Annotated in this window: 32 protein-coding genes; 15 read left to right on the top strand and 17 right to left on the bottom strand. The window is 66.9% G+C overall.

Features of this window, described 5'->3' with window-relative positions; translation table 11 throughout:
- Positions 1-20: 20 nt before the first annotated feature.
- Together LVJ94_47440 and LVJ94_47435 are read right to left on the bottom strand one after the other, a co-directional pair.
- Positions 21-659 (bottom strand): NUDIX hydrolase, encoded by a 639-nt coding sequence (locus LVJ94_47440; GenBank protein ID WXB04524.1) that lies wholly within the window; start codon positions 657-659, stop codon positions 21-23.
- A gap of 7 nt (positions 660-666) precedes the next feature.
- A complete protein-coding gene (locus LVJ94_47435; GenBank protein ID WXB04523.1) occupies positions 667-1,584 on the bottom strand; it encodes an ArsA family ATPase in 918 nt (305 codons plus the stop codon).
- Positions 1,585-1,663: 79 nt separating this feature from the next.
- Between LVJ94_47435 and LVJ94_47430 the strand changes: the two genes are divergently transcribed.
- Both LVJ94_47430 and LVJ94_47425 read left to right on the top strand, forming a co-directional pair.
- Positions 1,664-3,325, top strand: a complete 1,662-nt coding sequence (locus LVJ94_47430) for a ribonuclease J (GenBank protein ID WXB04522.1) — start codon at positions 1,664-1,666, stop codon at positions 3,323-3,325.
- The gene (locus LVJ94_47425) at positions 3,322-4,242 is read left to right on the top strand and encodes a CHAD domain-containing protein (GenBank protein ID WXB04521.1); all 921 of its coding nucleotides are present in this window, start codon (positions 3,322-3,324) and stop codon (positions 4,240-4,242) included. Before LVJ94_47430 ends, LVJ94_47425 begins: the two co-directional genes overlap by 4 nt.
- A 4-nt stretch (positions 4,243-4,246) precedes the next feature.
- On the opposite strand, the gene LVJ94_47420 is transcribed toward LVJ94_47425, so the two are convergent.
- On the bottom strand, positions 4,247-4,831 hold the full coding sequence (locus LVJ94_47420; GenBank protein WXB04520.1) for a peptidylprolyl isomerase: 585 nt from the start codon (positions 4,829-4,831) through the stop codon (positions 4,247-4,249).
- 104 nt (positions 4,832-4,935) lie between these two features.
- On the opposite strand from LVJ94_47420, the gene LVJ94_47415 reads away from it, so the two are divergent.
- The 3 genes from LVJ94_47415 to LVJ94_47405 all read left to right on the top strand — a co-directional run bounded on the left by LVJ94_47415 (position 4,936) and on the right by LVJ94_47405 (position 7,155).
- Positions 4,936-6,042, top strand: coding sequence for an FHA domain-containing protein (locus LVJ94_47415; GenBank protein WXB04519.1), 1,107 nt, complete (start codon positions 4,936-4,938; stop codon positions 6,040-6,042).
- Positions 6,043-6,052: 10 nt separating this feature from the next.
- Positions 6,053-6,454: a (deoxy)nucleoside triphosphate pyrophosphohydrolase gene (locus tag LVJ94_47410; protein ID WXB04518.1), complete on the top strand. Its 402-nt coding sequence runs from the start codon at positions 6,053-6,055 to the stop codon at positions 6,452-6,454.
- Positions 6,455-6,663: 209 nt separating this feature from the next.
- Positions 6,664-7,155 carry a hypothetical protein gene (locus tag LVJ94_47405; GenBank protein WXB04517.1) on the top strand — a complete coding sequence of 164 codons (492 nt, stop codon included), beginning with the start codon at positions 6,664-6,666 and terminating at the stop codon, positions 7,153-7,155.
- Positions 7,156-7,157: 2 nt separating this feature from the next.
- On the opposite strand, the gene LVJ94_47400 is transcribed toward LVJ94_47405, so the two are convergent.
- Complete coding sequence (locus LVJ94_47400; GenBank protein WXB04516.1) at positions 7,158-7,811, bottom strand: hypothetical protein; 654 nt, start codon at positions 7,809-7,811, stop codon at positions 7,158-7,160.
- A gap of 34 nt (positions 7,812-7,845) precedes the next feature.
- On the bottom strand, positions 7,846-9,564 hold the full coding sequence (gene sppA / locus LVJ94_47395; protein WXB04515.1) for a signal peptide peptidase SppA: 1,719 nt from the start codon (positions 9,562-9,564) through the stop codon (positions 7,846-7,848).
- Positions 9,565-9,604: 40 nt separating this feature from the next.
- Between sppA and LVJ94_47390 the strand changes: the two genes are divergently transcribed.
- The gene (locus LVJ94_47390; GenBank protein WXB04514.1) at positions 9,605-10,075 is read left to right on the top strand and encodes a DUF4920 domain-containing protein; all 471 of its coding nucleotides are present in this window, start codon (positions 9,605-9,607) and stop codon (positions 10,073-10,075) included.
- Positions 10,076-10,087: 12 nt separating this feature from the next.
- Here the strand turns inward: LVJ94_47390 and LVJ94_47385 are convergent, their stop codons facing one another.
- The 3 genes from LVJ94_47385 to LVJ94_47375 are packed head-to-tail and all read right to left on the bottom strand — an operon-like array spanning position 10,088 to position 12,193.
- On the bottom strand, positions 10,088-11,002 hold the full coding sequence (locus LVJ94_47385; protein ID WXB04513.1) for a tetratricopeptide repeat protein: 915 nt from the start codon (positions 11,000-11,002) through the stop codon (positions 10,088-10,090).
- Between the two features lie 10 nt (positions 11,003-11,012).
- Entirely contained in the window at positions 11,013-11,621 is a 609-nt protein-coding gene (locus LVJ94_47380; protein WXB04512.1) for a hypothetical protein, read from the bottom strand.
- Positions 11,622-11,647: 26 nt separating this feature from the next.
- Positions 11,648-12,193 carry a cytochrome c maturation protein CcmE gene (locus tag LVJ94_47375; protein WXB04511.1) on the bottom strand — a complete coding sequence of 182 codons (546 nt, stop codon included), beginning with the start codon at positions 12,191-12,193 and terminating at the stop codon, positions 11,648-11,650.
- Positions 12,194-12,276: 83 nt separating this feature from the next.
- Between LVJ94_47375 and LVJ94_47370 the strand changes: the two genes are divergently transcribed.
- Positions 12,277-12,852: an HNH endonuclease gene (locus LVJ94_47370; GenBank protein WXB10813.1), complete on the top strand. Its 576-nt coding sequence runs from the start codon at positions 12,277-12,279 to the stop codon at positions 12,850-12,852.
- Here the strand turns inward: LVJ94_47370 and LVJ94_47365 are convergent.
- Together LVJ94_47365 and LVJ94_47360 are read right to left on the bottom strand one after the other, a co-directional pair.
- Complete coding sequence (locus tag LVJ94_47365; GenBank protein ID WXB04510.1) at positions 12,839-13,345, bottom strand: hypothetical protein; 507 nt, start codon at positions 13,343-13,345, stop codon at positions 12,839-12,841. The genes LVJ94_47370 and LVJ94_47365 overlap by 14 nt on opposite strands.
- Positions 13,342-14,856, bottom strand: a complete 1,515-nt coding sequence (locus LVJ94_47360) for a serine/threonine protein kinase (protein WXB04509.1) — start codon at positions 14,854-14,856, stop codon at positions 13,342-13,344. The genes LVJ94_47365 and LVJ94_47360 overlap by 4 nt, the downstream gene beginning before the upstream one ends.
- Positions 14,857-15,038: 182 nt before the next feature.
- Between LVJ94_47360 and LVJ94_47355 the strand changes: the two genes are divergently transcribed.
- The gene (locus LVJ94_47355; protein WXB04508.1) at positions 15,039-15,644 is read left to right on the top strand and encodes an AgmX/PglI C-terminal domain-containing protein; all 606 of its coding nucleotides are present in this window, start codon (positions 15,039-15,041) and stop codon (positions 15,642-15,644) included.
- A gap of 27 nt (positions 15,645-15,671) precedes the next feature.
- Here the strand turns inward: LVJ94_47355 and LVJ94_47350 are convergent, their stop codons facing one another.
- The 3 genes from LVJ94_47350 to LVJ94_47340 are packed head-to-tail and all read right to left on the bottom strand — an operon-like array spanning position 15,672 to position 17,639.
- On the bottom strand, positions 15,672-16,466 hold the full coding sequence (locus tag LVJ94_47350; GenBank protein ID WXB04507.1) for a DNA-binding domain-containing protein: 795 nt from the start codon (positions 16,464-16,466) through the stop codon (positions 15,672-15,674).
- Positions 16,463-17,317 carry a DUF692 domain-containing protein gene (locus tag LVJ94_47345; GenBank protein ID WXB04506.1) on the bottom strand — a complete coding sequence of 285 codons (855 nt, stop codon included), beginning with the start codon at positions 17,315-17,317 and terminating at the stop codon, positions 16,463-16,465. Before LVJ94_47345 ends, LVJ94_47350 begins: the two co-directional genes overlap by 4 nt.
- A 13-nt stretch (positions 17,318-17,330) precedes the next feature.
- Positions 17,331-17,639, bottom strand: coding sequence for a hypothetical protein (locus tag LVJ94_47340; GenBank protein ID WXB04505.1), 309 nt, complete (start codon positions 17,637-17,639; stop codon positions 17,331-17,333).
- A gap of 235 nt (positions 17,640-17,874) precedes the next feature.
- Between LVJ94_47340 and LVJ94_47335 the strand changes: the two genes are divergently transcribed.
- Positions 17,875-19,485, top strand: coding sequence for a hypothetical protein (locus tag LVJ94_47335; GenBank protein ID WXB04504.1), 1,611 nt, complete (start codon positions 17,875-17,877; stop codon positions 19,483-19,485).
- A 163-nt stretch (positions 19,486-19,648) separates the two neighbouring features.
- Here LVJ94_47335 and LVJ94_47330 read toward each other — a convergent pair whose 3' ends face one another.
- Positions 19,649-20,017, bottom strand: a complete 369-nt coding sequence (locus tag LVJ94_47330; GenBank protein ID WXB04503.1) for a hypothetical protein — start codon at positions 20,015-20,017, stop codon at positions 19,649-19,651.
- Positions 20,018-20,476: 459 nt separating this feature from the next.
- Here LVJ94_47330 and LVJ94_47325 point away from each other — a divergent pair, with 459 nt between their 5' ends.
- From LVJ94_47325 to LVJ94_47315, 3 genes are all read left to right on the top strand, one after another.
- A complete protein-coding gene (locus LVJ94_47325; protein ID WXB10812.1) occupies positions 20,477-21,325 on the top strand; it encodes an OmpA family protein in 849 nt (282 codons plus the stop codon).
- Between the two features lie 67 nt (positions 21,326-21,392).
- Positions 21,393-22,364 (top strand): Ppx/GppA family phosphatase, encoded by a 972-nt coding sequence (locus LVJ94_47320; protein WXB04502.1) that lies wholly within the window; start codon positions 21,393-21,395, stop codon positions 22,362-22,364.
- A gap of 464 nt (positions 22,365-22,828) precedes the next feature.
- Positions 22,829-23,335 (top strand): CarD family transcriptional regulator, encoded by a 507-nt coding sequence (locus tag LVJ94_47315; GenBank protein WXB04501.1) that lies wholly within the window; start codon positions 22,829-22,831, stop codon positions 23,333-23,335.
- 13 nt (positions 23,336-23,348) lie between these two features.
- Here the strand turns inward: LVJ94_47315 and LVJ94_47310 are convergent, their stop codons facing one another.
- On the bottom strand, positions 23,349-23,615 hold the full coding sequence (locus LVJ94_47310) for a hypothetical protein (GenBank protein WXB04500.1): 267 nt from the start codon (positions 23,613-23,615) through the stop codon (positions 23,349-23,351).
- A 305-nt stretch (positions 23,616-23,920) separates the two neighbouring features.
- Between LVJ94_47310 and LVJ94_47305 the strand changes: the two genes are divergently transcribed.
- Both LVJ94_47305 and LVJ94_47300 read left to right on the top strand, forming a co-directional pair.
- A complete protein-coding gene (locus tag LVJ94_47305) occupies positions 23,921-24,229 on the top strand; it encodes a hypothetical protein (GenBank protein ID WXB04499.1) in 309 nt (102 codons plus the stop codon).
- Positions 24,226-24,528: a hypothetical protein gene (locus tag LVJ94_47300; GenBank protein WXB04498.1), complete on the top strand. Its 303-nt coding sequence runs from the start codon at positions 24,226-24,228 to the stop codon at positions 24,526-24,528. Before LVJ94_47305 ends, LVJ94_47300 begins: the two co-directional genes overlap by 4 nt.
- Before the next feature lie 6 nt (positions 24,529-24,534).
- Here LVJ94_47300 and LVJ94_47295 read toward each other — a convergent pair whose 3' ends face one another.
- Together LVJ94_47295 and LVJ94_47290 are read right to left on the bottom strand one after the other, a co-directional pair.
- Positions 24,535-25,032, bottom strand: coding sequence for a cyclic nucleotide-binding domain-containing protein (locus tag LVJ94_47295; protein ID WXB04497.1), 498 nt, complete (start codon positions 25,030-25,032; stop codon positions 24,535-24,537).
- Complete coding sequence (locus LVJ94_47290) at positions 25,025-25,561, bottom strand: GNAT family N-acetyltransferase (GenBank protein WXB04496.1); 537 nt, start codon at positions 25,559-25,561, stop codon at positions 25,025-25,027. Before LVJ94_47290 ends, LVJ94_47295 begins: the two co-directional genes overlap by 8 nt.
- A 63-nt stretch (positions 25,562-25,624) precedes the next feature.
- Between LVJ94_47290 and rpe the strand changes: the two genes are divergently transcribed.
- Positions 25,625-26,308, top strand: coding sequence for a ribulose-phosphate 3-epimerase (gene rpe, locus LVJ94_47285; GenBank protein ID WXB04495.1), 684 nt, complete (start codon positions 25,625-25,627; stop codon positions 26,306-26,308).
- The last annotated feature ends 1 nt before the right edge of the window (position 26,309 follow it).

The raw sequence follows: 26,309 nt of genomic DNA, 5'->3' as shown, positions 1-26,309 counted from the left end.
TAGCCTAAGGCATGTCGGGCTCAGGCCCAGCGGTAGAGTTGGTGGCGTCCAGTCTTGCGTGCGTCAAGTGCGACAACCGCCTTCGACTGGAGGAGACGTGCGCGGAAGTTCCGCGCATCGAGTGTGCGGCCGAAAACGGCCTCGTACACGCGCTGAAGTTGGGTGAGCGTGAAATGTTGGGGCACGAGCCGAAATGCCGTGCCCAATGTCGGCGTATGCAGCTTCTCCTGAAGCCGCACGCGCGCAGCTGCAATGATGCGCCCATGGTCGAACGCGAGCGGCAGCTTGCGCAGGGAACGAAGCCCGTGCCACGCAGCGTCGGCCGCATCGTCGCCGGCCGAGGGGCGCGTCTCCGACAGGACGAAAGTGTAGTAGACCGCGCTGACCGTATGCCCGCGCGGATCGCGACCCGGATCGCCGAAGGCCCCGAGCTGCTCGAGGCTCACGCCGGAGATCCCCGTCTCCTCGTGGAGCTCGCGCCGGGCGGCCACTTCGAGCGGTTCGTTCTCGTCGACGAAGCCACCGGGTAGCGCCCACGCATCTTGAAAGGGAGCCTTCTTGCGGCGGATCAAGAGCACCGCGAGATCGGTCGCACGAAGCGCGAAGACGACGGTGTCGACGGTGAGGGACGGGCGCGGGTAGGGGTACGTGAACGGCACGGTGCGATCAGACGCGTTTGGCGAGCTCGTGGATCGCATGGGGGGTCGAGGCATTGTCGAACAGGAGCGGGAGGAAGGCGGGCTTCACCGGCAGCTCGCGCGAAAGGCGCGCGAGGCTCTCGGCCTGCACGCGCTCGCGGATGGCCCGATCGCGCCCGGCGGCGAGGGCACCGTCGCCGGCATTGCGAATTTCCGGCAGGGAGAAGGCCTCCAGCGTGGCACGCTCGTCGCGAGAAAACAGCGGCGGCAGGACGCCATTGACCACGATCTGCCCGATGGGCATGGCCAGCTCGCCGGTGAGCGCCGCGGCCAGCTCGATGGTCTCGCTGGTGGGCATTTCCTCGGGCAACGTGACGAGAATGACAGCGCAAAACTTCGGATCGCGGAAAAGCTGGATGGCGCGCTCGGCATCACGCCGCAGGAGCCCCGGCGGCGTCACGTCGACGATGACCTTGGGCACACGCAGCATGTCGAGCCCGTGGCCGGTGGCAGGCGCGTCCAAGATGACCACGTCGAAGCGCGGCGAACCGTCCGCCCGGACCTCGGTCGTGTGCCACCAGGCTTTGCCGAGCATGGACCATTCGCTCATGCCGGGAACCGCACGAAAAAAGCTACGGGCGTACTTATTGTCGAAGAGCAGATTGTAGAGCACCCTCGACTTGAGGGTCATCAGGCCGTATTCCTCGAGGGCTCGCTCGGGGTTCATGTTGACGGCCCAAATGTTTTTCGCGACTTCCGAAACGTCCTCGCCAATGAGGTCCGACCCGAGCATGGCCGACAGGCGCTCTTTGGCGTTGCACATCGCCACGAGCACGCGCTTGCCTTTCGCCGCCAAGGAAACGGCGGTGGCCGCGGCGACGGTCGTTTTTCCAACGCCGCCTTTGCCCGTCACGATGAGAAACCGTTTGTCTTCGAGAGCCGACACCTCCCAACTTCTACCCTACTCGGCGAGAACACGTAACCAGCCGCAGGCAAGAACGGCCGGGCCTGGGGCGAGGGCCTAGATGCTGCGCGTCTTTCCGCTTGGCGGGCTCGGCGAAATTGGCATGAATTGCCTGGCCTTGGAGCAACGGGGCCAGGTGTTGCTCATCGACTGCGGCATCACCTTCGACGACCGCGGCCTCGGCATCGACGTGGTGCACCCCGACTTCACGGCCCTCGATGCGTACCGCGATCGCATTGCCGGCGTGTTCATCACCCACGGCCACGAAGATCACATCGGCGCCCTGCCCTACCTGCTCAAGCGCTACGACGTGCCCGTGTGGGGTCCCCGCTACGCGCTGGGGCTGGTGCGCGAACGGCTCGGCGAGCACGAGGTGCTTGCGCACGCGCGGCTCATCGAAACGAAGGCGCGCACGCGCGTGACGGTGGGCTCGTTCGAGGTGGAGCCGGTGCGGGTCACGCACTCCATCGCGGATGCCACGGCGCTGGCCATCCGCACCGATGCCGGCTTGGTCGTGCACACCGGCGATTTCAAGTTCGACGAGAACCCGCCCGATGGAGAAGCCTTCGACGAGGAGCGCCTGCGCGAGCTCGGCGACGAGGGCACCGCGCTGCTCTTTTCCGATTCGACCAACGTCGACTCCGAGGGAGGCTCGGGGAGCGAGCAAACCGTGGGCGACGCGCTGGAGACCATCGTGGCGCAGGCCTCGAGCGCGGTGGTGGTGGCGCTGTTTGCCTCGAACGTGCACCGCCTGCGCATGCTGGGCGACATTGCCCGGCGCACCGGCCGGCGCATCGTGCCGCTCGGGCGAAGCATCCTCACGCACACGCGGGTGGCCCACGACACGGGCTATCTGGCCTGGCCGAGCGATCTGCTGTTCCCGCAAGAGCGGGTGAACGAGCTGCCGCGCAACACGATTTTGGGCTTGGCCACGGGCACGCAAGCCGAGGGGCGCGCGGCGCTGGCGCGGCTGGCCCGCGGCGAGCACCCGTATTTGAAGCTGGAGCCCGGCGACGTGGTGGCGCTCTCGAGCCGCATCATCCCGGGCAACGAGCCGGAGGTGTACGCCGTGATGGGCGACCTGCTCCGGCGCGGTGTGGTGGTGCGCACGCGCGGCACGGATCGGAACATCCACGTGAGCGGGCATGCCCACCGCGGCGAGCAGCGACGCATGCTCGAACTGGTGCGCCCGAAGACGTTCATCCCCGTGCACGGGACGATTCATCACTTGATGCGCCACGGGGAGCTGGCCCGCGAATGCGGCGTGCCCGACGTGTGCGTCATCGAAAACGGGGACGTGGTGGAGCTCGCGCGGGACGCGGATCGCCCGTACCTGACCCGACGCGAGCGCGTGCCGGTGGGCCGTGTGGCCACGTTCGCCGGGCGCCCGCTGGCCGCACAGGCCCTCCGCGAGCGGGCATGGCTCGCCGAGTCGGGTTGCGCCTTCGTGGTGGTGTCGCTCACCGCCCGTGGCACCTTGCGCGCGGTGAAGATCCTGACCCGCGGCGTGGTGGACGAGGCGCTCGACCGCAACGTGATCGTGCGGGCCGAGCGCGATGCCGCGGCCGCCGTGGACGAGGAGCTGGCGCGCCTGGCCAAGCTGGGCGGCGCCGACGACAACGCCATCCTCGAGGCCGCGCGCCTCGGCACCCGAAAAAGCTTCTACAAGGCCCTGGGCTTCAAACCCCTCACCACCGTATCCGTCCACCGCGAGTCGCCGTGAATTTCGTCTCCGTACCTGCCATCCACCCCGCCTCCGCGCACGTCGGCGCCAAGTTCCGCACGCTCGACGAGGAGATCCGGCAAGGCGCCACCCGCATCGTCGCTGGAAACGACGCCGAGGCGGTCCACGACTTCCGCGTGAGCATCCGCCAGCTGCGCACCCTGCTCAAGCTTTCGCGGCCGCTCTACGGGCGCTTCCACGCCGATGCCGTGCGCGGCTCGTTCACGGCCATGCATCGCGCCACCGGCGAACTGCGCGACGAAGAGGCCCTCGAGGAAACGGTGGCCGCGCTCTCCATCCAACATGGGGCCTTCGAGGCGTGGCAAAGGCGCCGCGCGGCGCGGGCGCGGGGCCTACGGCGGGCGGTGGCGGCACGCGTATCGTCGAGCGATCTGGCGCACGCCCACGACATGCTGCAGGCCATCCTGATCCTGCCCGTGCACCCCAAACGCGAACGCGATCTCATGGCGTTCGCCCAGCGCCAGGTGGAGACCGCCCTGGCCGAGGCCGAGCGCCTCTCGCGGCGGCAGACCGACGACTCCGAGGAGCTGCACCAGCTGCGCATCGCCTGCAAGCAACTGCGCTACACCGTGGAGTTCTTCGAGGACGTGCTCCCCGAACACCTGCGCGCCTTGCGCAAGCCCGCGGTGAAGCTTCAAAAGGTCCTGGGCGACGTGCACGACCTGGACGTGGCGCACGTGGTCATGCAGCGCCAGCACGGTCTTCCGCTGACGCTGCGCAACCGCATCGCGCGCGCGATTTTCGCCCGCCGCGCGGAAAAATTGGCCACGTTCGAGAGCCTGCGAGCCCCCGAACCCGCCCCCGGCCCCCCCCCAGGGGGGGCAAGCGACGAGAACGCTGCCAAGCGCGTGGGGGGGAGCTCCCAAGGAAGCTCCCAGGTTTCCGCCAGGCCGTAGTCCGCTACGCCGTAGGCTCGGTCTCGCTGCGGAAGATCTCGACCTTCTGAACGACGATGTCCGTATTCGGACGGTCGTTCCTTCCGCGCGGGCTGTTGGTGATCTTCTTGACCAACTCCAAGCCAGCCACCGTGTGGCCAAACACCGAGTGCCGTCCATTGAGGTGCGGCGTCGGCCCCTCGGTAATGAAGAACTGCGAGCCGTTGGTGCCGGGGCCTGCGTTGGCCATCGAGAGAACGCCCGGGCGGTCATGTTTGAGCTCGGGGTGGAACTCGTCGGCGAAATCGTAGCCGGGACCGCCGGTGCCCTCTCCCTTGGGATCGCCGCCCTGGATCATGAAGCCCGGGATCACACGGTGGAAAATGGTGCCATCGTAGAGCGGCACGCCCTTGCGGACGGCGCCTTTGGCTTCACGGCGCGGATCCGTCCATTCCTGGGTGCCGGTGGCGAGACCGACGAAGTTTTTCACCGTATTCGGGGCCTTGGTCTCGGCCAGCTCGAGGACGATGTTGCCCACGCTGGTAACGAAACGAGCGTAGAGCTTTCCGGTTCCGGGGACCGCGATATCGGGAAATTGGGCTTTGGGCATGCCCCGGGTGCTATCACGGGGCTCCCAGGACCGAAAGTCGTCACGCGCTTGACCGCCTTCGCCCGGCCGCGGGATACTCAATGACAGCATAACCGGAGGCCCTTGTGATCGTTTGCCCGAAATGCAGCAAGGAGAATCAGGACCACTACAAGTTCTGTCTCGGCTGCGGCGCGGAACTTCCCCGCGAAGCGGCACCCCGCGCGTTCTCGGCGTCGACGCCTCCGCACGGCGTGAAGGCCGCTTCGGCCGCGCGCGTGCCCGCCGCAAGCGAGGCCCCGCCTCCCGGGTACACGCCCGGCGATCTGGCCGCGGTGGCGCCGTCGATGCCATCGCATCAGCCAACGCAGGCGCCGCCGCAGGTCGTGCCCAGCGTTCCGCAGGTGCCGGCGGCGAGCCCAGTTCCATCGGGGGCCACCCCGTCGGCTGCGCCCGTCACCGCGGCCCCGCCGCCCGGCGGGATGAACTGCCCGCAGTGCGGCCACATGAACGCGGCCAACAACGTGTTCTGCGGCTCGTGCGGATTTCGCCTCGGCGCGGCCCCGGCCGCGCGTTCCGTGGCCCCACCGGCCGCCGCAGCCTCGGGCACCATCGTCCTCACGGCGCTTCGCGCGGATGGGAGCGAGGCGGGGAACTACACCCTGCCCTCGACGACCATGACGGTGGGCCGGGACACGGGCGGCATCTTCGCCGGAGACAGCTACCTGTCCCCACGCCACGCCACCTTCCGCCAGGCAAACGCGCGCCTGCACGTAAAGGACGAGGGCTCGCTCAACGGCGTCTACCGCAAGCTCTTCCGTGATTCACCGGTCGAACTTCAGGCGAACGACATCTTCCGCATCGGCCAGGAGATCATTCGGTTCGAGCCCCTGGCACCGCTGCCGGCCTCGCCGGACGGTGTCGAGCGCCTCGGTGCCCCCTCCAAAGGCTACGTGGGTCGAATCGCCCTGATCATTGGACGAGACACGACCGGCAACGCGTTTCCCGTACCGGAAGCGGGCGTGCACCTCGGGCGCGAGCGCGGGGACATTCTCTTTCCGGAAGACGGCTACGTTTCCGGGTTACATTGCCATCTGGCTTACGCGGGGGGAAAGTTGACGCTCACGGATCTCGGTAGCTCGAACGGCACCTTCCTCCGCCTACGCGAGGAGGTCGAAGTGCAAAACGGCGACGTACTCCTGATGGGTCAACAGCTTTTCCGGATCACCATGTGAGAGTAGCCCCATGACCGTGCAGCGCACCATTCGGGTCGTGGCCGCCGTGCTCGAGCAAGATGGCCGATACCTCATCACGCAACGGCGCGCGACGGCAGTTCTTCCCCTGATGTGGGAGTTTCCCGGCGGCCGTGTCGAACCCGGCGAGACCGACGCGCAAGCTCTCCGCCGCGAGGTGATGCACCGCCTCGGGGCCGAGATCGAATGTGGCAAGCTCATCTCCTTCGTGAGCCACCCGTACGAGCACTACGTGGTGGATCTTTTTCTCTACGAGTGTGCACTGCTGTCGAACTCGCTCGAGGCACGCGCGGTGAACGGCTTCAAATGGGTGCTGAGCGCCGAGTTCGATCAGTACCCGTTCACGCCCGCCGACGAAGCCTCGATGGATGCGCTGCTCGGCGTCACGCCGTAAAACGACGCCTGCGACGATAAACCGCAAAACATTGTCGGCATGCGGACCGAAAGTCTCTGCGTGGAGGCACGCGTGTCGTCGAGGATCGTACCGGGTGTACCGGCCAGCTCCGGTGCGGTGGACCAGCTTTGGTACACCCCGCTACCATCCGGGGTAAGCAGTGTCCGTCATTTCTGCAACTTCGCGCCACGCCCCTGGAAACGGGGCCGATGGCATTCGACATGCTGAGGGGCGAGCGAAAGATCATGTGCGACGCCGCTGCCCCGCCGAGCCAAATCGTCACCATGGCCGCCCCCGCTTCGTCGAAGCGGCCCGTCTCACGCGCGCTCGCGACGTTTCCTGAGCCGATGCATGCGTCGGTCATGGTGCTCTACGAATACTCGCGCATGCCGTGGGAATGGGTGAAACGCGCCGGCGAGCTCGCCTGGCCCGAGACCACCGCGCGCTGCATCGCGCGCAAAGTCGGCGGCGATCATGGCGTGCGCGCCATGGCCATCTTTGCCCTGGCCGCCTCTCGCTGGGACGACCAGCGCGAAACCCAGACCGACGACGTGATGGCCCGCCTCCTCGAGGGGCTCGCTTGCCTCGACGGTGTGACGCCCCTCTCGCGGGAGGTGCTTCACGAGCTGGCCGACTACTATGCGCCCCTGCCCCTCACCGCCCCGCTGGAGCAGCGCGCCGGTGGCTATCCGTTGGCCTGAAGCTAGCCCAGCATCCGCATCGCCAAGGGCGCGCCCCAGCTCGCGCCGACCACCAGCGAGATCACGCCGGTCACGGCCAGCATGATCGGCATGCCGAGCGGCGAGCGCACGATGCGCGCGAGCGGGACGCCGGCGATTCCGGCGAGAAGGGCCATGCCAAGCATGGCGCCAAATCCGTAGAGGGCCATGAAGCCGAGGCCCGCCACCGGCGAGCCAATCTGGCCGAGCACCAAGGCGGTCAGCGCGCCGCTTCCCGCGAGGCCGTGCATCAAGCCGACGATCAGGGGACGGCCGACGTGGGTGTGCGCCGGCAGGCCATCGTGCCGGTGGTGATGGTGGAGCAACTGGCCGCGGTACGCTCGGACGGCGTGGAGCAGACCGCGCACGCCGAGCCCCACGAGCATGAAGGAGACGCCGAGCTCGAAGATGTCGGCCAGGGCCGGCGGCATCTCACGGCCGAGGAGCATCAGCGCGCCGCCCACGAGGAGCAGCATGATCGCGTGCCCGAAGCCCCATGCCGCGGCAAACGTGACCGTGGCGCGCGGCGTGCGTTGTTCGGCGACGAACGTCGACACGGCGGCCAGGTGGTCCGGCTCCATGGCATGACGCAATCCGCTGGCAATCCCAAGGATGGCGCCGGTCACCGCGACCCACATGGCCTCGACCGTAGCACGAACTTCTACGATCGTGTTACTCGATTTGGGAGAAGCGCTCGCCCAGTTCGGACCAGAGAAACAGGCGCTCCTTGCGCGCCGACCCGAAGAGCAACGCACTGGGCCCGAGCCCCAGCAGCGCGAGCAAGCGCAGCGCGGCCACGCGGGCCACGCGCTTTTCGCGGTGCTCGGGCGAGAGCGGCGGCAGCGGAGAGCGCGGCGGACGCAAAACCTTGGGTGCGAGCTTCCTCCCCTGGCTCTCGTCTCGTGCTCCGCCCCGCTCACGCGCCAGCCGAAGCGCCGTCGCGAAGCCACCGAGTTCGTCCACCAACCCCCGCGCACGGGCATCGCGCCCGACCCACACGCGCCCCTGCGCCACGGCGTGCACCTCGTCGTAGCTCTTTTTTCGGCCATCGGAGACGACCTGGACGAAGCCGCGGTAGACGCCGTCGAGCTCTTTCTCGATCGCACCTCGCTCGCCGTCGCTGAGGGGGCCGGCGGGATTGAGCAACCCCGCGTGTTCCCCACGGCGCAGGCTGCTCGTGGTGATGCCGAGCCGCGAAAGCAGCGGCTCCGGCGTGAAACGCGCCGCGACCACGCCGATGGAGCCGGTCACCGTGGTGGGCTCGGCCACGATGACGTGCGCCGGCGCCGCGACGTAATAGCCACCGCTTGCCGCCACGTTGGCCATGCACGCGATGAGCGGCTTCTCGGCGGCAAGGCGAACCAGCTCGTGGTGGATGCGGTCCGACGCGAGCGCACTGCCGCCGGGTGAGTCGATGTGGAGGATCACCGCGCGCACCTTCGGATCCCGCCGGGCGCGGCGCACGACCTGGATGAGCGGCTCGTCCGTCGCAAAGGGAAGGTGCATCGCGTTGTCCGTCGCAATCGGACCGTGGACGCGCACCACGCCGATGAAGGGCTCCGGCCGCAGCGGCCCGATGCGTCCGCCGGCACGCGCGGCCAGGTACGCCGCCGCGGGAACGAGCTTCGCGTCCTCCAGCTTGTGCGCGACCTCGTCGTCGTAGGCTTCGCCGTCGGCCATGCCGGCGGTCACCGCATCGGCCGCGCGGTACGGCGCCGCATCGATGCGCGCCCGTGCCGTTTCCACGTCGAGGTGCCGGCCCTCGGCCACGGCGTCGACCAGCTCGTCGTAAAAGGTCGCGAGCAGCGCTTCCATCTGTTCGCGCTGGGCGTCGCTCATCGAATCGCGCACCAGGGTCTCCCCGGCGCTCTTGTACGTACCGCGCGCGAACACCTCGGGGGTGAGCCCCGCCTTTTCCAACGCCCCGCGCAGGTAGCGCGCATTCACGGCGAACCCGAGCGGCGCCACCGTCGTCTGCGGCCCCACGAAGATGCGCGCCGCGGCCGTGGCCACGTAGTACTCGCGCGTGTCGCCGCCCAGCGGGAGAAAGACCACCACGTCCCGCCCCGCATCCCGAAGCCGCGAAAGCTGCGCGCGCAGCGACGTGGCGGTGGCCATGCCGGCGTGGAGCGACTTGAGCGTGACCAACAGGCCGCGGGGCTTGGGGTCGTCGAGGATCGCATCCACGAGCTCCGCGATGCCGTGCACGGTGACCGCGCGCTTGCGCACCCACGCATCCCACGGCCGCGCCGGCGCCGCGACGTCGGTCACGGCTCCGTCGATTTCGAGGTGCACGTACGCCCCATCCGGCGCCGCCTTGGCCCGCCGCAACCGGGACAAAGGCCAGAGGAGCAAACGGAAAAATTGCAGCACCAATCGAAGGACGAGCATGTAGGTCTCTCTCTTTTTGCGCCGTGCTACAAACGTAGCCATGCGATTCCACTCGTGGCTCGTGATTTTTCTGACCCTCGCCGCCGGCTGCAAGATGAGCGATCCCGCCGCGGAAGATCCCTCAAAGGCAACCGCGGCTCCGGCATCGCAGCCCGCGCAGCAGGCCAAGGCCGACCCCATCAAGCTGGGCGAGCCCGTCACCGCGGACCGCGTGGCCCTGGCCGATGTGGCGAAGAATCCGTCGGCCTTCAAGGGCAAGACCATCGCCACGACGGGCACCGTGCGCGCCGTCTGCCAAGAGCGCGGCTGTTGGATGGAAATCGTGGACACCGAGAGCCACGCCAACGTGCGCATGCACGGCCACGCCTTTTTCGTTCCCAAGTCGTCGAGCGGCAAGCAGGCAAAGGTTCAGGGCACCGTCGTCCTCGTGAAGGACGGCAAGGAGTGCGACGAGATGTCCGCCACCGGCGCTCAGCTCGAGTTCGACGCCACCGGCGTCGAGCTGCTCTAGCTGGTTTCGCCGCTAGAACGCGCCACCCAGCGACAACCCCGCATAGCCCGGGCCGACGTCCGGGCGCGCGTGCACCTTGCGCGACCGCGCCAGCGATGGCTCGACGAAGTGCCAGACGAGCCCGCCCGCAATCGCGGCCGCGCCCACGCCCACGAGAACCACGCCCAGGGTCTTCTTCGTGGTGCCGCTGTCGTTCTTGTCCTGGAACGGCTTCACGTTGACCCCATCCGGGCAGCTCGTCCCGCTGCATCCGGCGGCGGACGCGTCGTCCTTCGATTGACTCACTTGGCCATTGCCAATGGCCCAAAGCGAGACGCCCACGATGGCGACCACGGCACCGCCACCCGCGACGATCCACGGATAGATCGTGTGCACCGGCGCGGGCCGGTCACCTTCGTGCGGCGCGGGCGCCGTCGTGGTGGTGGTCGACGAGGTGGTGGACGGCGTCACCTGCGAAGGTGCGGACCCGGAACCACCCGCCGGCGGCGGCGCCATTTGGGCTTTCAGCGCGGCGATGCGGCGCTGCACATCGGCATTTCCCGGGTTGGTGGCGGGTGCGCGGCGCAAGTAGGTCTCGAGCGCGTGGATCGCCTCGGGCGGCTCGCCTTTGGCCTCGAAGGCGCGGGCGAGGGCATTGAGCAATTCGTACTTCGTGCAATCGCGCCGGTAGGCGTCTTTGAAATACGTGATGGCCGTCGTGTAGTCGGCCTCGTCGAACGAACCTTTGCCGGCGAGGTAGGCGCCGTGGGCCGCTTCGCTCTCGGCCTCCGTCGGCATCGTTTTGCATTCAGGATAGACGGTCAACCCGGACGATGGCGCCTCGGCAGGCTTGGAAGCCGGTGCCGACGGTGATTGAGCAAAGGCCGGCGCCGCGACGAGACTCGTAAGGAAGATCGTCAACGCCATCGGGTGACGCAAGACGGACATGGGGCGTAGCTTACCCCGACGCGCGGTGCTTCGTCGCCTTCTCACCGAAAAGTTCGAGCGAGCGCACCAACCAGGAGAGCCCCTGAACATCGGGTGTCAAGGCAACGGGCACGAGGACGAATCCGCCTTTTCGCAATTCGAAGTGCAATGGAATGCGCCACCCCAACACGAGTTTGCGCAGACTCGGGGTAATAGCCCGCGCGAGGCTCTCCGGCGTGGGCGAAAAAGCGGCAAAAACGGCGTCGAATGCCGAATCGCCGGTGCGGCGTCGCGGCATGGTGACCAAATCCAGCGTCTCGGAGAACGTGCGCCCCGGATCGCTCGTAGCCGCCGCGACGGCATCGATGCGCACATCTTGCACAATCGCAATCCACGTCCCCGATTCACGGCTATGGCGAACACCGGCGACCTCGTAATCGAAGGACATGACCATGCGGGCCACGGTCAACGATCCCGTTTCGCCGGTCGCCTGCAGCGCGTGCTCGTAACGGTAGGGAACCTTCAGCGTCGCGTAAGGCTCCCACGCGCGCAGCCACCGCTCGTCGGCGTCGGGCTCGTAGCGAAGTCCCTGTCGTGCGGCATAGTCGACCATCCAGCCGACGGGCACGGTATGGGTCACGGTGGCGGCTTCCGTCCGAATCTCGTTTAGGTCCCGTCGACCTGCGCGTGCGGCATTTGCTCGCCCTTCGTGGCGCGCTCCTTCATCTCGTATTTGCTCGGGCACTTGGCCAGCACGTTGGTGGCCTCGAAGCTGTTGTCGGCGCGAAGCTCGCCCTCGACGGTGACGCCGACGTCCATCCCCGCGACGTCGCGGAACGTGTCGGGCACCACACATTGTGCGAAGCGCACGGGCACGTCGACACCGTTCTTGGTGATGGTGAAGCGGTATTCGCAGGGCTGGTCGCGCTTCACCAAGGTGCCGTGGACCAGGTTTCCCTCGGCGCGCACCGGCCGCCCTGCAAATTTGGTCTTTTGGGCGACAAGCTCATCCACGGGCTTCGAATAGACGGCGCTGTCCTTCATCTGCGTGAGGAAGACACCCGCCAAAAGCCCGCCGAGCCCGACCATGCCCACGACGATCAAAACACCGCGTTTGCGGGCCTGTTCGTCCTGTTTTGCGGGGCCGCGCCGCCGGATGGGCACCGCGATGCCGTCGTCCTTCTCCCCTTCGACCACTTCGTCTTGTGCCATCGTTCCGCGAATTCTTAGCTGCCCGTGTGCGCCCGTCAACGGGCGGCCCGCGCCAACGGTGCTACATTGAGCATCACTTGGATATGGGCGACGTGCTCACGATTCCGGTACTGGTGTTAAACCGACATTTCGAGGCTGTTCAGCTCACCACGGCACGCCGCGCGTTCGTTCTCCTTTACGGGGGTGCGGCGCAGGCCCTGGACGATGACGGTGAGCCCCATGCCTTCGAAACGTGGCGTTATCTGCCCGTGCGCGACCAGGACGATGCGGTGGCCATCGTGGGCGGGCATTTGCGTGTCCCGCGAATCTTGCACCTACATCGGTACGATCGGACACCCCGCCTCACGGTGCGATTGACCCGTCGCAACCTGATGTTTCGCGATGCGCACCAATGCCAATACTGCGGCAAGCGCCCGCCCCTTCGGGAGCTGAACATCGATCACGTGCTTCCGCGTTCGCGCGGCGGGGTCGATTCTTGGGAAAATCTGGTGACCGCCTGCCGGGTGTGCAATCTGCGCAAGGGCTGGAAGACGCCGGACGAAGCGAACATGCGGCTGGCCCGACGCCCCTTCCGGCCCAAGTGGTCCACCTGCGCGCAGCTGCTGCTCGGTGCCAGCTCGCGTTACAAAGAGTGGGACCCGTTCCTCAAGGCGAGCTGAGCCCGGATTTTGAGAGCGACCCCCAAAGCGGGGCCTGGGGCGGGCACGTCCCCCAAAATTCCCACCCGCGGTTGCGGCAAACGAACAGGTCCTCGCAGCCACAGCATCCGTTCGGGCAGGACGCGGCCAAGCCCAGGGGGCAATCGGGCGGTTCGAGGTCGGCGCAACCGGGACCGCCGTTGGAACCTGGGACGTCGAGCCAACTGGCGTCGCTGGGCGGGGCGGCGTCCGCATCGTCGTTGCCCGCGTCGAAACGCGGGCCCGCCTCGCGCGTGGGGCACGTGGCGATGCGGGTCCATGCGCCCTCGGTGCACGTGTAGACCGCGTCGCAGGTGACGTCGGCGCACGTGTCGCCGCGCCGCGGGCAGCCACCGGCGGGGATCTCGCCGCAGGGCGCGAGGGTGATGAGCGAGTCTTCGCACCCGGCGGCCACCGCGGCCAACGTGAGCAGCGCGGCGCCGGCGCCAAGAAGCAGGGCCCAGCGAAATCTCATTTCAGCTTGGTAAACCCATTTCGGGTCGTGCCCACATCCGATTCGTGCGGCGCCCGCGATTTTCCGGCGTCGCGCATGGAGGGTTTCGCCTCCGTCGGCGGGGGCGAGGCTTGCGGGACGAGCTCCGCGTGCGAGGGCTCCTCGGCGCTCGGCGTCCCATACCAAGCCGCACCCATGGTTTTGCGCGGATCGACCGACGGTGGGCTCTCCGCGGATTCGCTGGACGTGGCCGGGCGCGCCGGCTCGAGAGGCGCCGCAGGATGCGCGGGTGCGGCACCGTACACCGCGGAGAAGAGCATGAGGGCCGCCGTGCCGCCCAGAAGGCCGCCCGCCGCGATGGCCGCGACCGTCCTCCACCGGCCCGAGAGCCCGCGCGACGGGATGAGATCGCGCACGTTGCCGTAGGCGTAACGCTCGCTCGGGGCGGGAGGCGCCACCGCCGCGTAGAGCGCGGGCGTCGACAGCGGCATGTTCGGCGTGGGCGGTGGACGCGGCGTGATGCCCGTCGCCTTGAGCAGGTGCTCCGCGGCCTCTTCGCCCACCGCGCTGCGGACCTCTTGATGCCGATGGCGAAGGCTCGCCCCGAACACGGCGGCAATGACCCGCGCCACATCGGCGGCGGTGCCGACGTTGGCTGGGCCTGCCCCCCGCTCGATGGCTTGCCCGAACTCGGCCGCGCTCGCATAGCGCACGGACAAATCGCGCGAGAGGCCGCGCGCCACCGCCTCGTCGAGCGCCGCCGGAATGTCCGCGCCGAGCTGGCGAAGGCGCGGGATGGGGGCCTCCATCACCTCGTGCAACGTGTCGAGGGCCTCGTCCCCGCGAAAGAGGCGCCGGCCGGCGAGGCACTCCCAGAGCACGACGGCCATGGAGAAAATGTCGCTCTGCTTGGTGCAGATGCGCCGCTTGTCGATGCGCTCGGGCGCGAGGTAGGCGAGCTTGCCTTTCACCTCGTGGGTGCGCGTCTCCTGCATGCGATCCTCGGCCTTGGCGATGCCGAAGTCCGTGAGGCGCACCCGCCCGTCGGAGCCGATGAGAACGTTGTGCGGCGACACATCGCGGTGAATGATCCCGAGCGAGCGGCCCTTGTCGTCGGTGAGATCGTGCGCGGCGTGCAAGCCGGCCAGCGCATCGAGCACCACGCGCACGGCCACGCGGGTATCGACGGCCCTCTCGGCCGCCGCCAGCTCCTTGCGAAGCTCGGAGAGCGATGCGCCCTCGACGTAGTCGAGCACGATGAAGGGCTCCGCTTGCTCGAAGCCCAGCTCACGCACCTTGACCACGTTGGGGTGGTCGATGGCCGAAGCGAGGCGCGCCTCATCGAGCAGCATCGAGAGGAACGCTTTATCTTTCGCCAGGTGGCGGTGCGGCCTCTTGATGGCCACGAGCGGCGCATCGCCCTCATCGTCATCGTGCGAGCGCGCCAGGTAAACGGTGGCCATGCCGCCACTCGCCAGCTCGAGCAAAAGGTCGTAGGTGCCCGCGCGCGCCACCTCCGTTGGACGTACCACGGGTGGCGTGGATGGAGGTGGGCCTGCCGCGTGAAGCGGCGGAGGATGCGAGTGACCGCCAGCGGGCGGAATGGAAGGAATCTTTCGCACCGTCCCGACACGTTGGATGATGCGGCAGCGCGCCCGTGGCGTCTAGCATCGTGATAACATTGTACCCGTCTGACATTGTCGGAGGTTTTCCCATGCGCGCTCCGCTTTTTGCCACCGTGGCAGTGGTCACTTCCCTTCTTGGCGTTGCCGCATGCGGCGGATCCGGAGGCTCGTCCGAGCCGCCGAAGACGCCCGAGCCTGCGTCGGCGGAAACGACGAGCCCTCCGCCCGCACAGGCGGTCGATGCCGGCCCGCCCACCACGACGACCTCCACCCTGAGCGGCAACGGCGATCTGCAAGGCGCCAAGCTCACGACGTCGTCGACGACCACCGTGGAGACGAAGGGCCAAGGCGGTCCGCGCCCGAGCGGAGATGGGGAAATCGGGCGCCGACGCGAGGACGTGCAGACCATCGTCGGCTCGCGCCGCGACGAAGCGCGCAAGTGCTACGACGACGCGGTGAAGCGCAATCCAAGCCTCGAAGGCGACATCGACATCAAGTGGACGATCGACCCCAAGGGCATCGTGACCGACATCGCCGTGGACGACTCGAAGAGCCAGATCCACGACGAGGGCCTGGGCAAGTGCATCATCGCGATCATCAAGAACGTCAAGTTCGCCGAGAGCCCCAAGGGCTTCGAGTCGCGCATGCACTACCCGTTCAACTTCCACCCGCGCGGCAACCAGCGGGGCAAGTAGAGAAGGGGGGCGGGGCGAAGTAGCCGTCTATACGCGCACGTCGGCGAGCCAGCCCAAGGCCACCCAGTTCTGGAACCATGCCCCGATGCTCGACTCCACGGAGTCGTCCATCGCCGCGATCTCCTCGCCCGCGGGGCCAAGTGGCATCCCGCGCGCGAGGCGTTCGAGCAGGGCGAACGCCATCGGCTCGACGACCTCGACGCGGAGGACGTCGTTGGCGCGGTACACGACGAGGTGCGTTCGCTGCGGGGCGGGACGCTCCGGCGTTTCGCCGCGGCGAATGGCTTCGCGGAAGGTTTGCGCGGGGTGGGCGAGCGAAAGAACCTGCAAGGACGGGTGAAAGAGGATGACCGCTCGCTCCCACGCGTCCTCCTCGGTGGTGGCCAGCACCGAGGCATCGAACGGCGGCGCATCGGCTGCGTCGAACGCTTCGATGAAGGCCCACTCGACCTGCGCACAGTCGGCCAGCAGCCCATCGTCGCGGTAGGGGTCCGTGTGCGCGAGAAAGCTCGGCATCTTGGCGGCGAGATCGCGCAAGGAAGGGCAGTCCGGCGGGTGCACCTCCAGGTAACGGCGGCAGAGGGCATCGAACCCCTCGTCGCCCAGCAAATGCTGCAACGTCTGGTAGTCCTCCAGAAGCGAGCCCCGGTGGCGCAGCCAGAACTGCTCGCGGTAGATGTCCACCTGCTCGGCGGGCGAAAGGCGCGCGCTGCCGGTGGCCACGAGCTCCGCCTCGGCGGCCAGCGGCGCATCCTCCGGGATGGGCCGTGGGCACGTGGCCGCCCGCGCGAGGAACGCTTGCAACTCGGCCAGGCTCGTCACGAGGCCACCTCTTCGCGGATGCGGCGGGCACGCTCGGCCTCGGCCACCAACACGTCGAACGTGGGCAGGTCGTCGTCCCACTCGATGAGCGTCGAGATGGGCCCGATGCGCCGAAGGGTGCGGCGGTAGAGCTCCCACACGGCATCCACCACCGGCGCCGAGTGCGTGTCGAGCAAGTACGAGCCCTTGTCGGTGTAGCCGGCGAGGTGGATCTGCACCACGCGGTCGGCGGGAATGGCGTCGATGTACACGTTCGGGTCGAAGCCGTGGTTGTGCGCGCTGACGAACACGTTGTTGCAGTCGAGCAGAATGCCGCAATCAGCGCGCTCGGCGACCTCGGCCAAAAATTCCCACTCGGGCATCGTGCTCGCGCGGTACGTCATGTAGCTGGACACGTTCTCGAGGGCGAACGGCAGCTCGAGGAAATCCTGCACCTGACGCACCCGTTCGACGACGTGCGACAGGGCCTCACGCGTGTACGGCAACGGAAGAAGGTCGTGCAGATCCGCGCCCGGCACACCGGACCAACAGAGGTGATCCGAGGCCCACGGCGGGCGAAGCTTGGCCACGACCCCTTTCAGCCCGCGCAGGTATTCTTGGTCCAGCGCATGGCTCGCCCCGATGGAGAGGGACACGCCGTGGGGCACGACCGGGCGAAGGGCACGCAGACGCTGCAGGTTCTTCTGCGGTGGCCCGCCGGGACAGAAAAAGTTGTCGCTGATGATCTCGAACCAGTCGATCTTCGACACCGGCGCATCGGGCGCCTCGTCGAAAATCGCGGGGTAATGCCTCACGCGCGCGCCAACGCCCACGCCGAGATCCGGGAGGCCGTGCCGCGCGCGGAAGCTCATGTCGTCGACTCCGTTACTTCTTCGGGGGCGTCGTGGTCGCACCACTGCCGCCGCCGCAGCTGCCCTTGCCACCGCCGCAGCTCTTCTTCTCTCCCGACGGGGCCGCCGAACCGGCCGGCGCCGTCGCCGAGCTTGCACCGGCCGCACCGCCGGCGCCGCCGCAACCGCTCTTGCCATCCGCACCGCAGCTCTTCTTCTCGCCGGAGGTGGTGGCGGGGTCGGCCGCAGGCGCCGCGGCTGCCTTGTCGCCGCCACACCCGGCGACGACGCCCATCAGAATGCCCGAAACCGCAGACACCGCGAGAACCTTACCCATCTTCATGATGATCTCTCCTCCAATTGCCCGCGATGTCGCGGGGGCCATTTTTCCTGGCGATTGCGCTCGCCCGAATCGATTCGGGTCGAGTCGTCCCAGGGATACGCGCCAAGGCTAGCGAGGTATCCCGGCCGCGAACCAATTTTTTCCAGGATCGCACTTTTTCTTACGCGCGCCGAAACGTCGCCCCCCAGCTCGGTGCGCACCGGGGCGGTGCTCTGGTGTATCCTCCGTCTCTTCCGTGGCCCACACCACCTCGCTCGTCCCGCCGCGCACCGCCGTTCCTGGGGAACGCGACGCCTACGCCGATCTCCTCCGCGACACGCGCGGGCTGCGGCGGGAGCACGCCCAAGCACGCGAGGCATGGTTTTCCATGCTCGGTGCCGAGCGCAAGGAAGAGCACCTTTTCGAGCTGGAGATTCTGCTCAAGGGCCTCGCGTGCTTCGCCAACCCGCGCAACCACCCCGGGCAGCCTCGGCGCACCCCCGTGGTCGCGCAGGACTTCCGCGAACCGGTGGCGCTCGCACGGGAGGCGATCGGCCGCATCATCTCCCTTTGCCGCACCTTGCTCATGGAGCGGGAGCGCTCGTTCGTGTTTCAGCGCTACCTCGAGACGGTGCTGCCCGACGACGGTGCGCGCTCGCGGCTGGTCAGCGAGAACCTGACGCAGGACACGCCCGCCGGCTCGCTCTTCGTCATGCGCCACGCGATGACGAACATGGTCGAAGTGGCCAGCGGCATCTCGCGGCTGCCCCGCGTGCCCTTCCGCACCTTCTACGCGATGCTCGGCGTCGCGCAGCGGGAGGTGGCCCAGTCGGTGTACTTCAATTCGCTCTCGGCCCTGGAGTTCCGCCCGGAGTTCGACCGCATCACCAACCAGCGCATCTTGGAGCTGACCCGCTCCGTCACGCAGGAGCATGCGCGGCGGCTGGTGGCGCTGACGTTCCTCTCGCTCTTTCGCATGCTGCGTTACCTGGGGCTGCTCGAGGCGACCACGCGCGACAGCCGCGAGCCGCGGCGCACGTCCGGGATCATCTACCTGGTGCTCAGCGTCCTTCGCTCCGATGCGCGCGCGCTCACGAGCCATTTGCGGCACCGCGCGGGGCGTCTTCTGGCCGAGGGCTACGAGCGCGATCTGTTCAACGTGCCCGCGAGCCACATCGCACAGCGTTACGAATCGCTCCTCGCCGATGGGCATCGCTTGCTCGACATCAAGGCCTCGCTCGAGGGGCTCGCGGCCAACCTCCGCCTCGAGCTGCGTCGCGCGTTCGAGCACGAGTTTCCCGCGCCCGAGTACGCACCGAGCTCCGACGAGGTGCGCCGCGCAACCTTGCAGGTCATTGGGACCCTGCGGCCGGCACTGCAGAACGGGATTCTCTTTCTCTGCGCAACCTTGGGCGCCCGCCTCGAGGCGCAGGGCGTCTTCGACGACCAGGCGGCGCGACGCAACTTGTCCGAGCGTCTGCGACGCGACGTGTGGATGTTCGCCCAAATCGTGCGCGCCTTTGCGCAAAAGGCGCGCGCCGTTCCCGCGGGCGAGGTGCGCTGGAGCGGCGCTTCACCGCTCGAGTTCGTGCGCGAGTTCCTCGTGTACTTCCGCGCCATGGGCTACCCGCTCCTCCGAACCGCGGACTATCCGCGTGTGGATGCGTTCGTCAGCGCCATGACCGCCCTGGAAGAGACGGATCTGCTCGAGCCCGCTCGACTCCACCGGGCCATTGTCGAGGCCGATCAGTTCCAGGACTTCCTGGTCGACCTGTTCGAGCAGATCGGCAAACGCGATGAGCTCGCCTCGGTGCCGTTCGACCGGCGCGCCGCCGCGGAAGCGTTGAAGCTCTACTTGGGCGCCTGACGCCGCGGGCTCCTCTTCATAGTAGAGAGGGCCACTGCGCGCGTGGCGCGAAGCGCTGTACTTGGCGCCTTAAATACGAAGGGCGTCGACCGCACAATGCGATTTCGACGCCCTTCGCTTAACCCACCCGATATCGGGCGCTACCGTGAGGTAGCGGTTGGGTCTACTCCTCGCCGTCGTCGAGGCCTTGGCTGGAGGTGGGGGCGCCACCCAGCATGGACGGTACACCTGCAGGAGGTGCGGCTTTGGCCGCCTTAGCGCCAGAAGCCTTGCCGCGGCCGCCAGATGAGCGCTTTGCTGCCGCCCGGCCACGGGACTTCCCCGCCTTTGCCGCCTTCGCCGCCTTTGGGGCGGCTTTTTTAGCCGGTTTTTTGGCAGCCTTCTTGGCTCCTCCCTTTTTGGTGGCGGCTTTCTTAGCGGCCTTCCGCTTCGCCGGCTTCTTGACCGTCTTTCCCGCGGCCTTCTTCGGGGTCTTGGTCGTCTTCGTCGTCTTCTTTGCAGCGGTCTTCTTTGCAGCCTTCTTAGCAGCCATTCCCTATCCCTCCTAGAAGGTGATTTACATGACGTATATGGTCACCTACGTCAGTTGTCAAACGAAAAAGTTGATTTGTCTGACATCGATGCATTTCCCAGCTTGACTCGTTCCGTTTTCATTATTTCCCGCTCATCGCGGTGACACGGCTCGGAAAGGCTAGGAATCCTCGAGCAATCACCTTCGAATGTGTGCTTTCGGTTGGTTCCGATGCCATGTCGCCGAGCCCGGCTTCGAAGCGCCTCGTTTTTTTTCCACAGGCCACGCGATCGCGTGTCGCGATCCCGCATGGACGCCGCCTCCGCGCGCCCTCGACGCCCGACTTGACGCGCGAAACGGGCCAAAGCTAGGGTCGGCGCGCGGAATCGGATGCATTCCCAATCAATGACTTTGACCGCGTTTTCGCGTCGGTTTTCCAAGAGCTCCGGCAAGGCGCCGGCTACAGGAGGTGCGGTGGTGATGGCAAGAGAGAGTTTTAGATGGAGCATGCTCGCCACGATGGCGGCATTGCTGCTCACGCTCGTGGGCTGCGGCCACACGGACGAGGAGATGGCCGGCAAACAGCGCGAGATCGACAAGCTCTCCGCCGATTTGAAGACGGCCCAGAGCCAGTTGGCCGAGGACCAGGCCAAGTACGGCAAGGCGCAGGGCGAGATCGAAGATCTCCGCGGGCAACTCAAGCAAGCGGGCATCGACTCCGACAAGCTTCGCCAAGCCGTCTCGGAGTACAAGCAGCGCTCCGAGCAGCTCGCGGCGATCGAGCAGCGCTTTCGTGACCTGAAGAACCGCCTCGACAAGCTCACGCAGGTGGGTCTCAAGGTGGTCGTGCGCAACAACCGCATGGTCATCCAGCTGCCCGGCGACGTGCTCTTCGACTCAGGCAAGGACGAGCTCAAAGCAGGAGGCAAGGACGTCCTCGCGCAGGTCGCGCAGGTCATTGGCAGCGATGCGACGCTGTCGCAACGCATCTTCCAAGTTGCGGGGCACACCGATAATGAACCGTACGGCGGAGGACCCTTCAAAGACAACTGGGGACTGTCGCTTAATCGCGCGCGCTCAACGCTTCTGTACTTGGTGACGCCGCGGGCCGATGCGCCGGCGAAGCCGGGTGCGAAGGCCGCACCGGCGGGCAAGGGCGGCGGCGGTCTGAACCCGAAGAACTGGTCGGCGGCCGGCTACGGCGAGACCGATCCGCTCGCGGGCACCGTCGAGAATCAGTCGAAGGACGACCGCAACAAGAACCGCCGCGTCGAGCTGGTCCTCCAGCCGAACGTGGAGGAAATGCTCAATCTGAACAACATCAAGTAGTTCGCTTTTTGCGCACGGCGCAAAAAAGGGTCGATCCGGAGAGGGTCGGCCCTTTAGTTTTTTGTTCATGACCGAAGGCCGCATCGCCACCATCGACATTGGAACCAACACCGTGCTCCTGCTCGTTGCCGAGCGCACCGGCAACGGCTCGCTGCGCGCCGTGGAGGAGCACGCGACCATCACGCGCCTCGGCCAGGGTGTCGACAAGTCGCGCACCCTGCACCCCGACGCCATCGCCCGCACGTGCGCCTGCTTGGACGTTTACGGGGCGATCGTGAAGCGCCTGGGGGTCACCCACGTGGCGGTGGTCGGAACGAGCGCCATGCGCGATGCGCGCGGCAGCGAGGTCATTGCAGAGCACATCGGGAAGACCTTCGGTGTCGAGCTGCGCGTCATTGGCGGTGACGAGGAGGCGGAGCTCACCTTCGCCGGAGCGCTCGTCGGTCTCACCGAGGCGGTGCCGGGGCGCGACCTCGTCGTGTTCGACATCGGCGGCGGCAGTACCGAGGTGGTGCGCGGCACGCTCGACGACGCCGGTGCGGTGCGAAGCATCGGTTACAAGAAAAGCTTCGACGTGGGCAGCGTGAGGCTCACCGAGCGCCATGTGCGGAGCGACCCTCCGTCGGCGGGCGAGCTCGATGCGATCCGCGCGGACCTCGATGCAACGTTCTCGAGCCTGGGACGTGACCTGGGCGTGACGGGCGCACACGCGATGGTGCCCATCGGCATCGCGGGCACGGTGACGACGTTGGCGGCCGTCGCGATGACGATGGAGACCTACGATGCGACGCGCGTGCACGGACACCACCTCACCACGCGCGTGTTGCGCAGCGTGGTGGAGCACCTCGCGTCGCTCCCTCTTGCACTGCGTCGTGAAGTCCCTGGCCTGGAACCCAAACGTGCCGACGTCATCGTGGCCGGAGGACTCGTCGTGCTGGCCCTGCTCGAGCACTTGGCCGCGGAATCGTTGGTGATTTCGGACCGAGGTGTGCGGTGGGGCCTGGCGGTTGCGCTCTCTCGATCGGCTGCTACATTGTGATCCCGCAGCGACCGAATAAGTTTGACAAACCTATGGCGGGGGAACTAGAGTGCGCTCGCCTCGCTTCATATCCACCGGTCGCCAGGAGCGAAAGCATTTTCACACGTTTCACACCTAAACGCGTGAAAAGCTAAGTCGGCATCAAGCCTGTAGCCTTCACACAAGTAAGGCCGACCGTTAGGCCTCAGCCTCCAAATCGGCTGGGCCGCATGCACTCATATGTGCACCGCGCACCCGCGCATTCCCCGATAGCACCCATCTCGATTCCGTTGCCTGGACCATTTCGAACGCTCGGTCCAAGGCGTTTCATTTCGTTGCGTCCTGGCTGCCGCGCCTCTTTTGGTCTGGCGCCGGGAGAAAGTGCGTTTACGAACCGGGCCGCCTTTCACGAGCGCCCGGTCGGCCGGGGTGTACCACCTCTGTGTGGACGCCACTACCGTGAATCACTCGTACAAGGAGATACCATGCAAGCTGGGACGGACGTCAAATTCAATGTTGGTGACAAGGCTGTTTATCCCGCCCAAGGGGTCGCCGAAGTCATCAAGATCGAGGAAAAAGACATCGCCGGGAGCCGTCAGCGTTTTTACGTGCTCCGCATCCTCGATACGGACCGCAAAATTATGGTCCCGGTGACGAACGCCAGCGCGGTAGGCCTCCGGCAAGTCATCAACGAGCAGGAGATCCGCGAGATCTTCGACATCCTGAAGGAGCGCACGATCGCGTTCGACAACCAAACGTGGAATCGGCGCTACCGCGGCTTCATGGATAAGATCAAGACCGGCTCGATTTACGACGTGGCCGAGGTGCTTCGCGATCTGTACCGCCTCAAGACCGACAAGCAGCTTTCGTTCGGCGAGCGCCGCATGCTCGAGACCGCCCGCGGCTTGATCGTCAAAGAGATCGCGGTGGCCCGCGCGCAGACCGAAGACGACGTGAAGACGGAAATCGAAGCCCTCTTCGTCGCCAACTGATTTCGTCGAAATTCTACGGGGCCGGCGGCTCCGTCGAGCGCGTGTCGTCGTCATCGAGCAGGCCGAAATCCCAGATTTCGCCTGGCTCGCGCAGGGCGGCGACCGCGTCTTCCACCCGCCGCAAAAGCTCGGCCGGGGCGGCCGCACGACCGGCACGAACGCCGAGCGCGATGCGATCGCCCCACTGCCAGACGCGGGCCGAAGCCACGCCCTCCAGCGCGTAGACCAACTCGAGGGCACGGCGGAGCTTCGGTGGCAGCGGGGTGGCCGGAGAGGTCATGGCGTTCGCGCGAGTAGCACGCTGTCGATTTCCCTTAGCAAAACGTAGGGCTGGACGCCGTGCTCCGTGGTGGATTTCGATTCCGCAGCCCACCGATGCGTCGTGTGCCAGGTTGCGCCGAAACGGCACGCCTGTCAGCCGAGGACGATCCCTGAGGCGCCGATTTTCCGCGATATTCGAGATGGCACCCTCGATGCTATGGAAGCGTTTGGCGAGCGATCGGCCAGCGAAAGGCAGTGGGATCGAGGGGTATCACCTTATCGGCGATGGATCCGCGAGCGGCACAGTCCAAGGGGAATGTGCCCATGCCGCGAGGCATGGGTTTGGGTGCCCGTCTGCGCCTGGTCCTTGCCGTCGGGATCGCCGCCTGGATGGGCGCGTGCAACCTCAATCCGCAGCCGATTCCGCCTGGCGCCGAGACCGATAGCGGGTCCCCCACGGGGATGGGCGGCGGCGACGGAAACGGCAGCGGAAACCCGAAGGACGATGCGAGCGTTCCCGACGCCCGAAGCGTGGAAGACGCGACCGCAGGGACCGACGCCGGCGACGCCGGCGAAGATGCAGGCGACGCCGGGGATGCGGGCGACGCCGGCGATGCAGGGGATGCCGGATGAAGGCGCGCGATCGCTTCGCGGTGTGGATGCTCTTGGCGCTGGTTTTCCCGGCGATGCTTTGGATGGCGTGCACGCTCAACCCGCAGCCAATCCCGCCCGGTGCCGATCCGGATGGCTCGCTGAACGCCGGCGGCGAGGGCAAGGGTGATGCAGCCTCCGGCGACTGGCGCGATGCCGGCGCGCCGCCCATGCCCGCCGACGCAGGGGACGCGGACGCGGGCGCGGCCGATGTCGACGCGGGCGATGCAGGGCCCGATGCCGACGCGGGCGATGCAGGGCCCGATGCCGACGCGGGCTAGAGCCGTCTACTTGCGATCGCCGATGACGTATTCGTCGAGAACGCTGGCGGCGAAGTCCGCCAGGATGCCGTCGGCGACGCGAAGTCGGCGGGACAGATCGCGCGCGATGTTCAACGTGATGATCGCGTACGACTTCAGATCGTGGCGGTAAAGCCAGTCGAGGTCTTCGCTGCTCATGCGCAGCAGGCGCGTGTGGGCGACGGCGCGGACTGTGGCGGAGCGCGCCTGCACGTCGATGAGGGACATCTCGCCGAAGGTGTCGTTCGGGCCGAGGATGGCCACGCGCAAATCGCGGCCGCGGCGACTTCGCTTGAGCACCTCGATTTCCCCGTCGAGCACGACGTACATCTCGCGGGCCGGATCGCCCTCGCGGAAGATGGTTTCGCCGGGCGGAACCTTGTGCGGCTTGAGCGCGACGGCCAGGTGGGCGATCACCTCGTCGGAGAGCGCGCCGAAGAGGCCGATTTCGCGCAGGCGGGCCGGCGTGACCTCGGACTCACTCATGGCCGTTCTCCGACCCCGATCCAGCTTGCGGCGCCGCCGGGACGTCCTGCGTGAGATCCCTCGTGAACACCAGGCGCTTTCGCTTGTAGCCGGCGTAGTGATCCATCTCGGTGGCCTGCCAGCCAAGGGCAACGTGAAAGCGGATCGACCCCTCATTGCCGGTGGTGGTGATGGCCTTCATGCGCGTGCAGCCGGCGGCGATGCACTCCTTGACGAAGTCTTTGTACAGAAGCCGGCCCACACCGCGGCGCCGGTACTCCGGGTGGATGCCAACGAGGTGGACATAGCCCGTCCTCACCCCGAGGCCGGCACCGGGGCTCGCCGGGAACGCTCGGTCGACCTCGGCCCGGGCGACGAACCCGAGCAGAAACCCGATGATGAGGCCCCCTTCTTCCACGATGAGGGCGTGATCGCCGAGCTCGTAAAAGAACATTGGGTGGACCTGCGCGTGGATGGGCCCTCCCCACCAGCGGTCAATCACTTCGACGATGTGATCGAAGTCGGCTTTGGTAATGCGGCGGGTTTCCATGGGACGCGTAGGTTCTCGGTAGTAGATAGAGTCTTCCCGAATTCGTTTTCGAGCAAGGAAATCATGAAGCCCGACAAGGATCGCATCATCATCGCCCCCTCGATATTGTCCGCCGATTTCGGCCGCCTTGCGGAGGAGGTTCGCACCGTCGAGGCCGCGGGTGCGGACTGGATCCACGTGGACGTCATGGACGGTCGGTTCGTCCCGAACATCACCATTGGCCCGCCGGTGGTGAAGGCGGTGCGCAAGGTCACCAAGCTGAGGCTCGATACCCACCTGATGATCGTCGAGCCGGAAAAATACATCGATGCCTTCGCCGAGGCCGGGGCCGATGGTCTGACGGTGCACGTGGAGGCTTGCACGCACTTGCATCGCACGCTGGAGCGCATTCGACATCTCGGGCTGCGCGCCGGGGTGGTCCTCAACCCGTCCACCAGCGAAGAGACCCTTCGCTACGTGATGGACCTGGTCGACCTGGTGCTGGTGATGAGCGTCAACCCGGGATTCGGAGGGCAGTCGTTCATCGAATCGACGCTGCCCAAACTGACGGCCATCCGCAAGATGATCGACCAAAGCGGGCGGGCGATCGATTTGGAGATCGACGGCGGGATTTCGCCCGAAACGGCGGAGCGTGCCGTGCGCGCGGGGGCCCGGGCGTTGGTCGCCGGAAACGCTATTTTCACGCATCCGCCCTACGAACGCGCCATTTCGGCTATTTTGACCGAAGCTCAAAAAGGGCTCGTTTGAT

Source organism: Sorangiineae bacterium MSr11367, from assembly GCA_037157805.1.
GTDB classification, from domain to species: domain Bacteria; phylum Myxococcota_A; class Polyangia; order Polyangiales; family Polyangiaceae; genus Pendulispora; species Pendulispora rubella.
Note: the sequence above shows the minus strand (reverse complement) of the source record. Positions and strands in the feature narration are given on the sequence as shown.

Coding starts and splice junctions, on each gene's coding strand:
- LVJ94_47430 (WXB04522.1), top strand. CDS start 1,664: ATGCTGCGCGTCTTTCCGCTTGGCGGGCTCGGCGAAATTGGCATGAAT.
- LVJ94_47420 (WXB04520.1), bottom strand. CDS start 4,831: ATGCCCAAAGCCCAATTTCCCGATATCGCGGTCCCCGGAACCGGAAAG.
- LVJ94_47410 (WXB04518.1), top strand. CDS start 6,053: ATGACCGTGCAGCGCACCATTCGGGTCGTGGCCGCCGTGCTCGAGCAA.
- LVJ94_47405 (WXB04517.1), top strand. CDS start 6,664: ATGGCATTCGACATGCTGAGGGGCGAGCGAAAGATCATGTGCGACGCC.
- LVJ94_47400 (WXB04516.1), bottom strand. CDS start 7,811: ATGTGGGTCGCGGTGACCGGCGCCATCCTTGGGATTGCCAGCGGATTG.
- sppA (WXB04515.1), bottom strand. CDS start 9,564: ATGCTCGTCCTTCGATTGGTGCTGCAATTTTTCCGTTTGCTCCTCTGG.
- LVJ94_47390 (WXB04514.1), top strand. CDS start 9,605: ATGCGATTCCACTCGTGGCTCGTGATTTTTCTGACCCTCGCCGCCGGC.
- LVJ94_47385 (WXB04513.1), bottom strand. CDS start 11,002: ATGTCCGTCTTGCGTCACCCGATGGCGTTGACGATCTTCCTTACGAGT.
- LVJ94_47375 (WXB04511.1), bottom strand. CDS start 12,193: ATGGCACAAGACGAAGTGGTCGAAGGGGAGAAGGACGACGGCATCGCG.
- LVJ94_47370 (WXB10813.1), top strand. CDS start 12,277: ATGGGCGACGTGCTCACGATTCCGGTACTGGTGTTAAACCGACATTTC.
- LVJ94_47365 (WXB04510.1), bottom strand. CDS start 13,345: ATGAGATTTCGCTGGGCCCTGCTTCTTGGCGCCGGCGCCGCGCTGCTC.
- LVJ94_47355 (WXB04508.1), top strand. CDS start 15,039: ATGCGCGCTCCGCTTTTTGCCACCGTGGCAGTGGTCACTTCCCTTCTT.
- LVJ94_47345 (WXB04506.1), bottom strand. CDS start 17,317: ATGAGCTTCCGCGCGCGGCACGGCCTCCCGGATCTCGGCGTGGGCGTT.
- LVJ94_47340 (WXB04505.1), bottom strand. CDS start 17,639: ATGAAGATGGGTAAGGTTCTCGCGGTGTCTGCGGTTTCGGGCATTCTG.
- LVJ94_47330 (WXB04503.1), bottom strand. CDS start 20,017: ATGGCTGCTAAGAAGGCTGCAAAGAAGACCGCTGCAAAGAAGACGACG.
- LVJ94_47325 (WXB10812.1), top strand. CDS start 20,477: ATGGCAAGAGAGAGTTTTAGATGGAGCATGCTCGCCACGATGGCGGCA.
- LVJ94_47320 (WXB04502.1), top strand. CDS start 21,393: ATGACCGAAGGCCGCATCGCCACCATCGACATTGGAACCAACACCGTG.
- LVJ94_47315 (WXB04501.1), top strand. CDS start 22,829: ATGCAAGCTGGGACGGACGTCAAATTCAATGTTGGTGACAAGGCTGTT.
- LVJ94_47310 (WXB04500.1), bottom strand. CDS start 23,615: ATGACCTCTCCGGCCACCCCGCTGCCACCGAAGCTCCGCCGTGCCCTC.
- LVJ94_47305 (WXB04499.1), top strand. CDS start 23,921: ATGCCGCGAGGCATGGGTTTGGGTGCCCGTCTGCGCCTGGTCCTTGCC.
- LVJ94_47300 (WXB04498.1), top strand. CDS start 24,226: ATGAAGGCGCGCGATCGCTTCGCGGTGTGGATGCTCTTGGCGCTGGTT.
- LVJ94_47295 (WXB04497.1), bottom strand. CDS start 25,032: ATGAGTGAGTCCGAGGTCACGCCGGCCCGCCTGCGCGAAATCGGCCTC.
- LVJ94_47290 (WXB04496.1), bottom strand. CDS start 25,561: ATGGAAACCCGCCGCATTACCAAAGCCGACTTCGATCACATCGTCGAA.
- rpe (WXB04495.1), top strand. CDS start 25,625: ATGAAGCCCGACAAGGATCGCATCATCATCGCCCCCTCGATATTGTCC.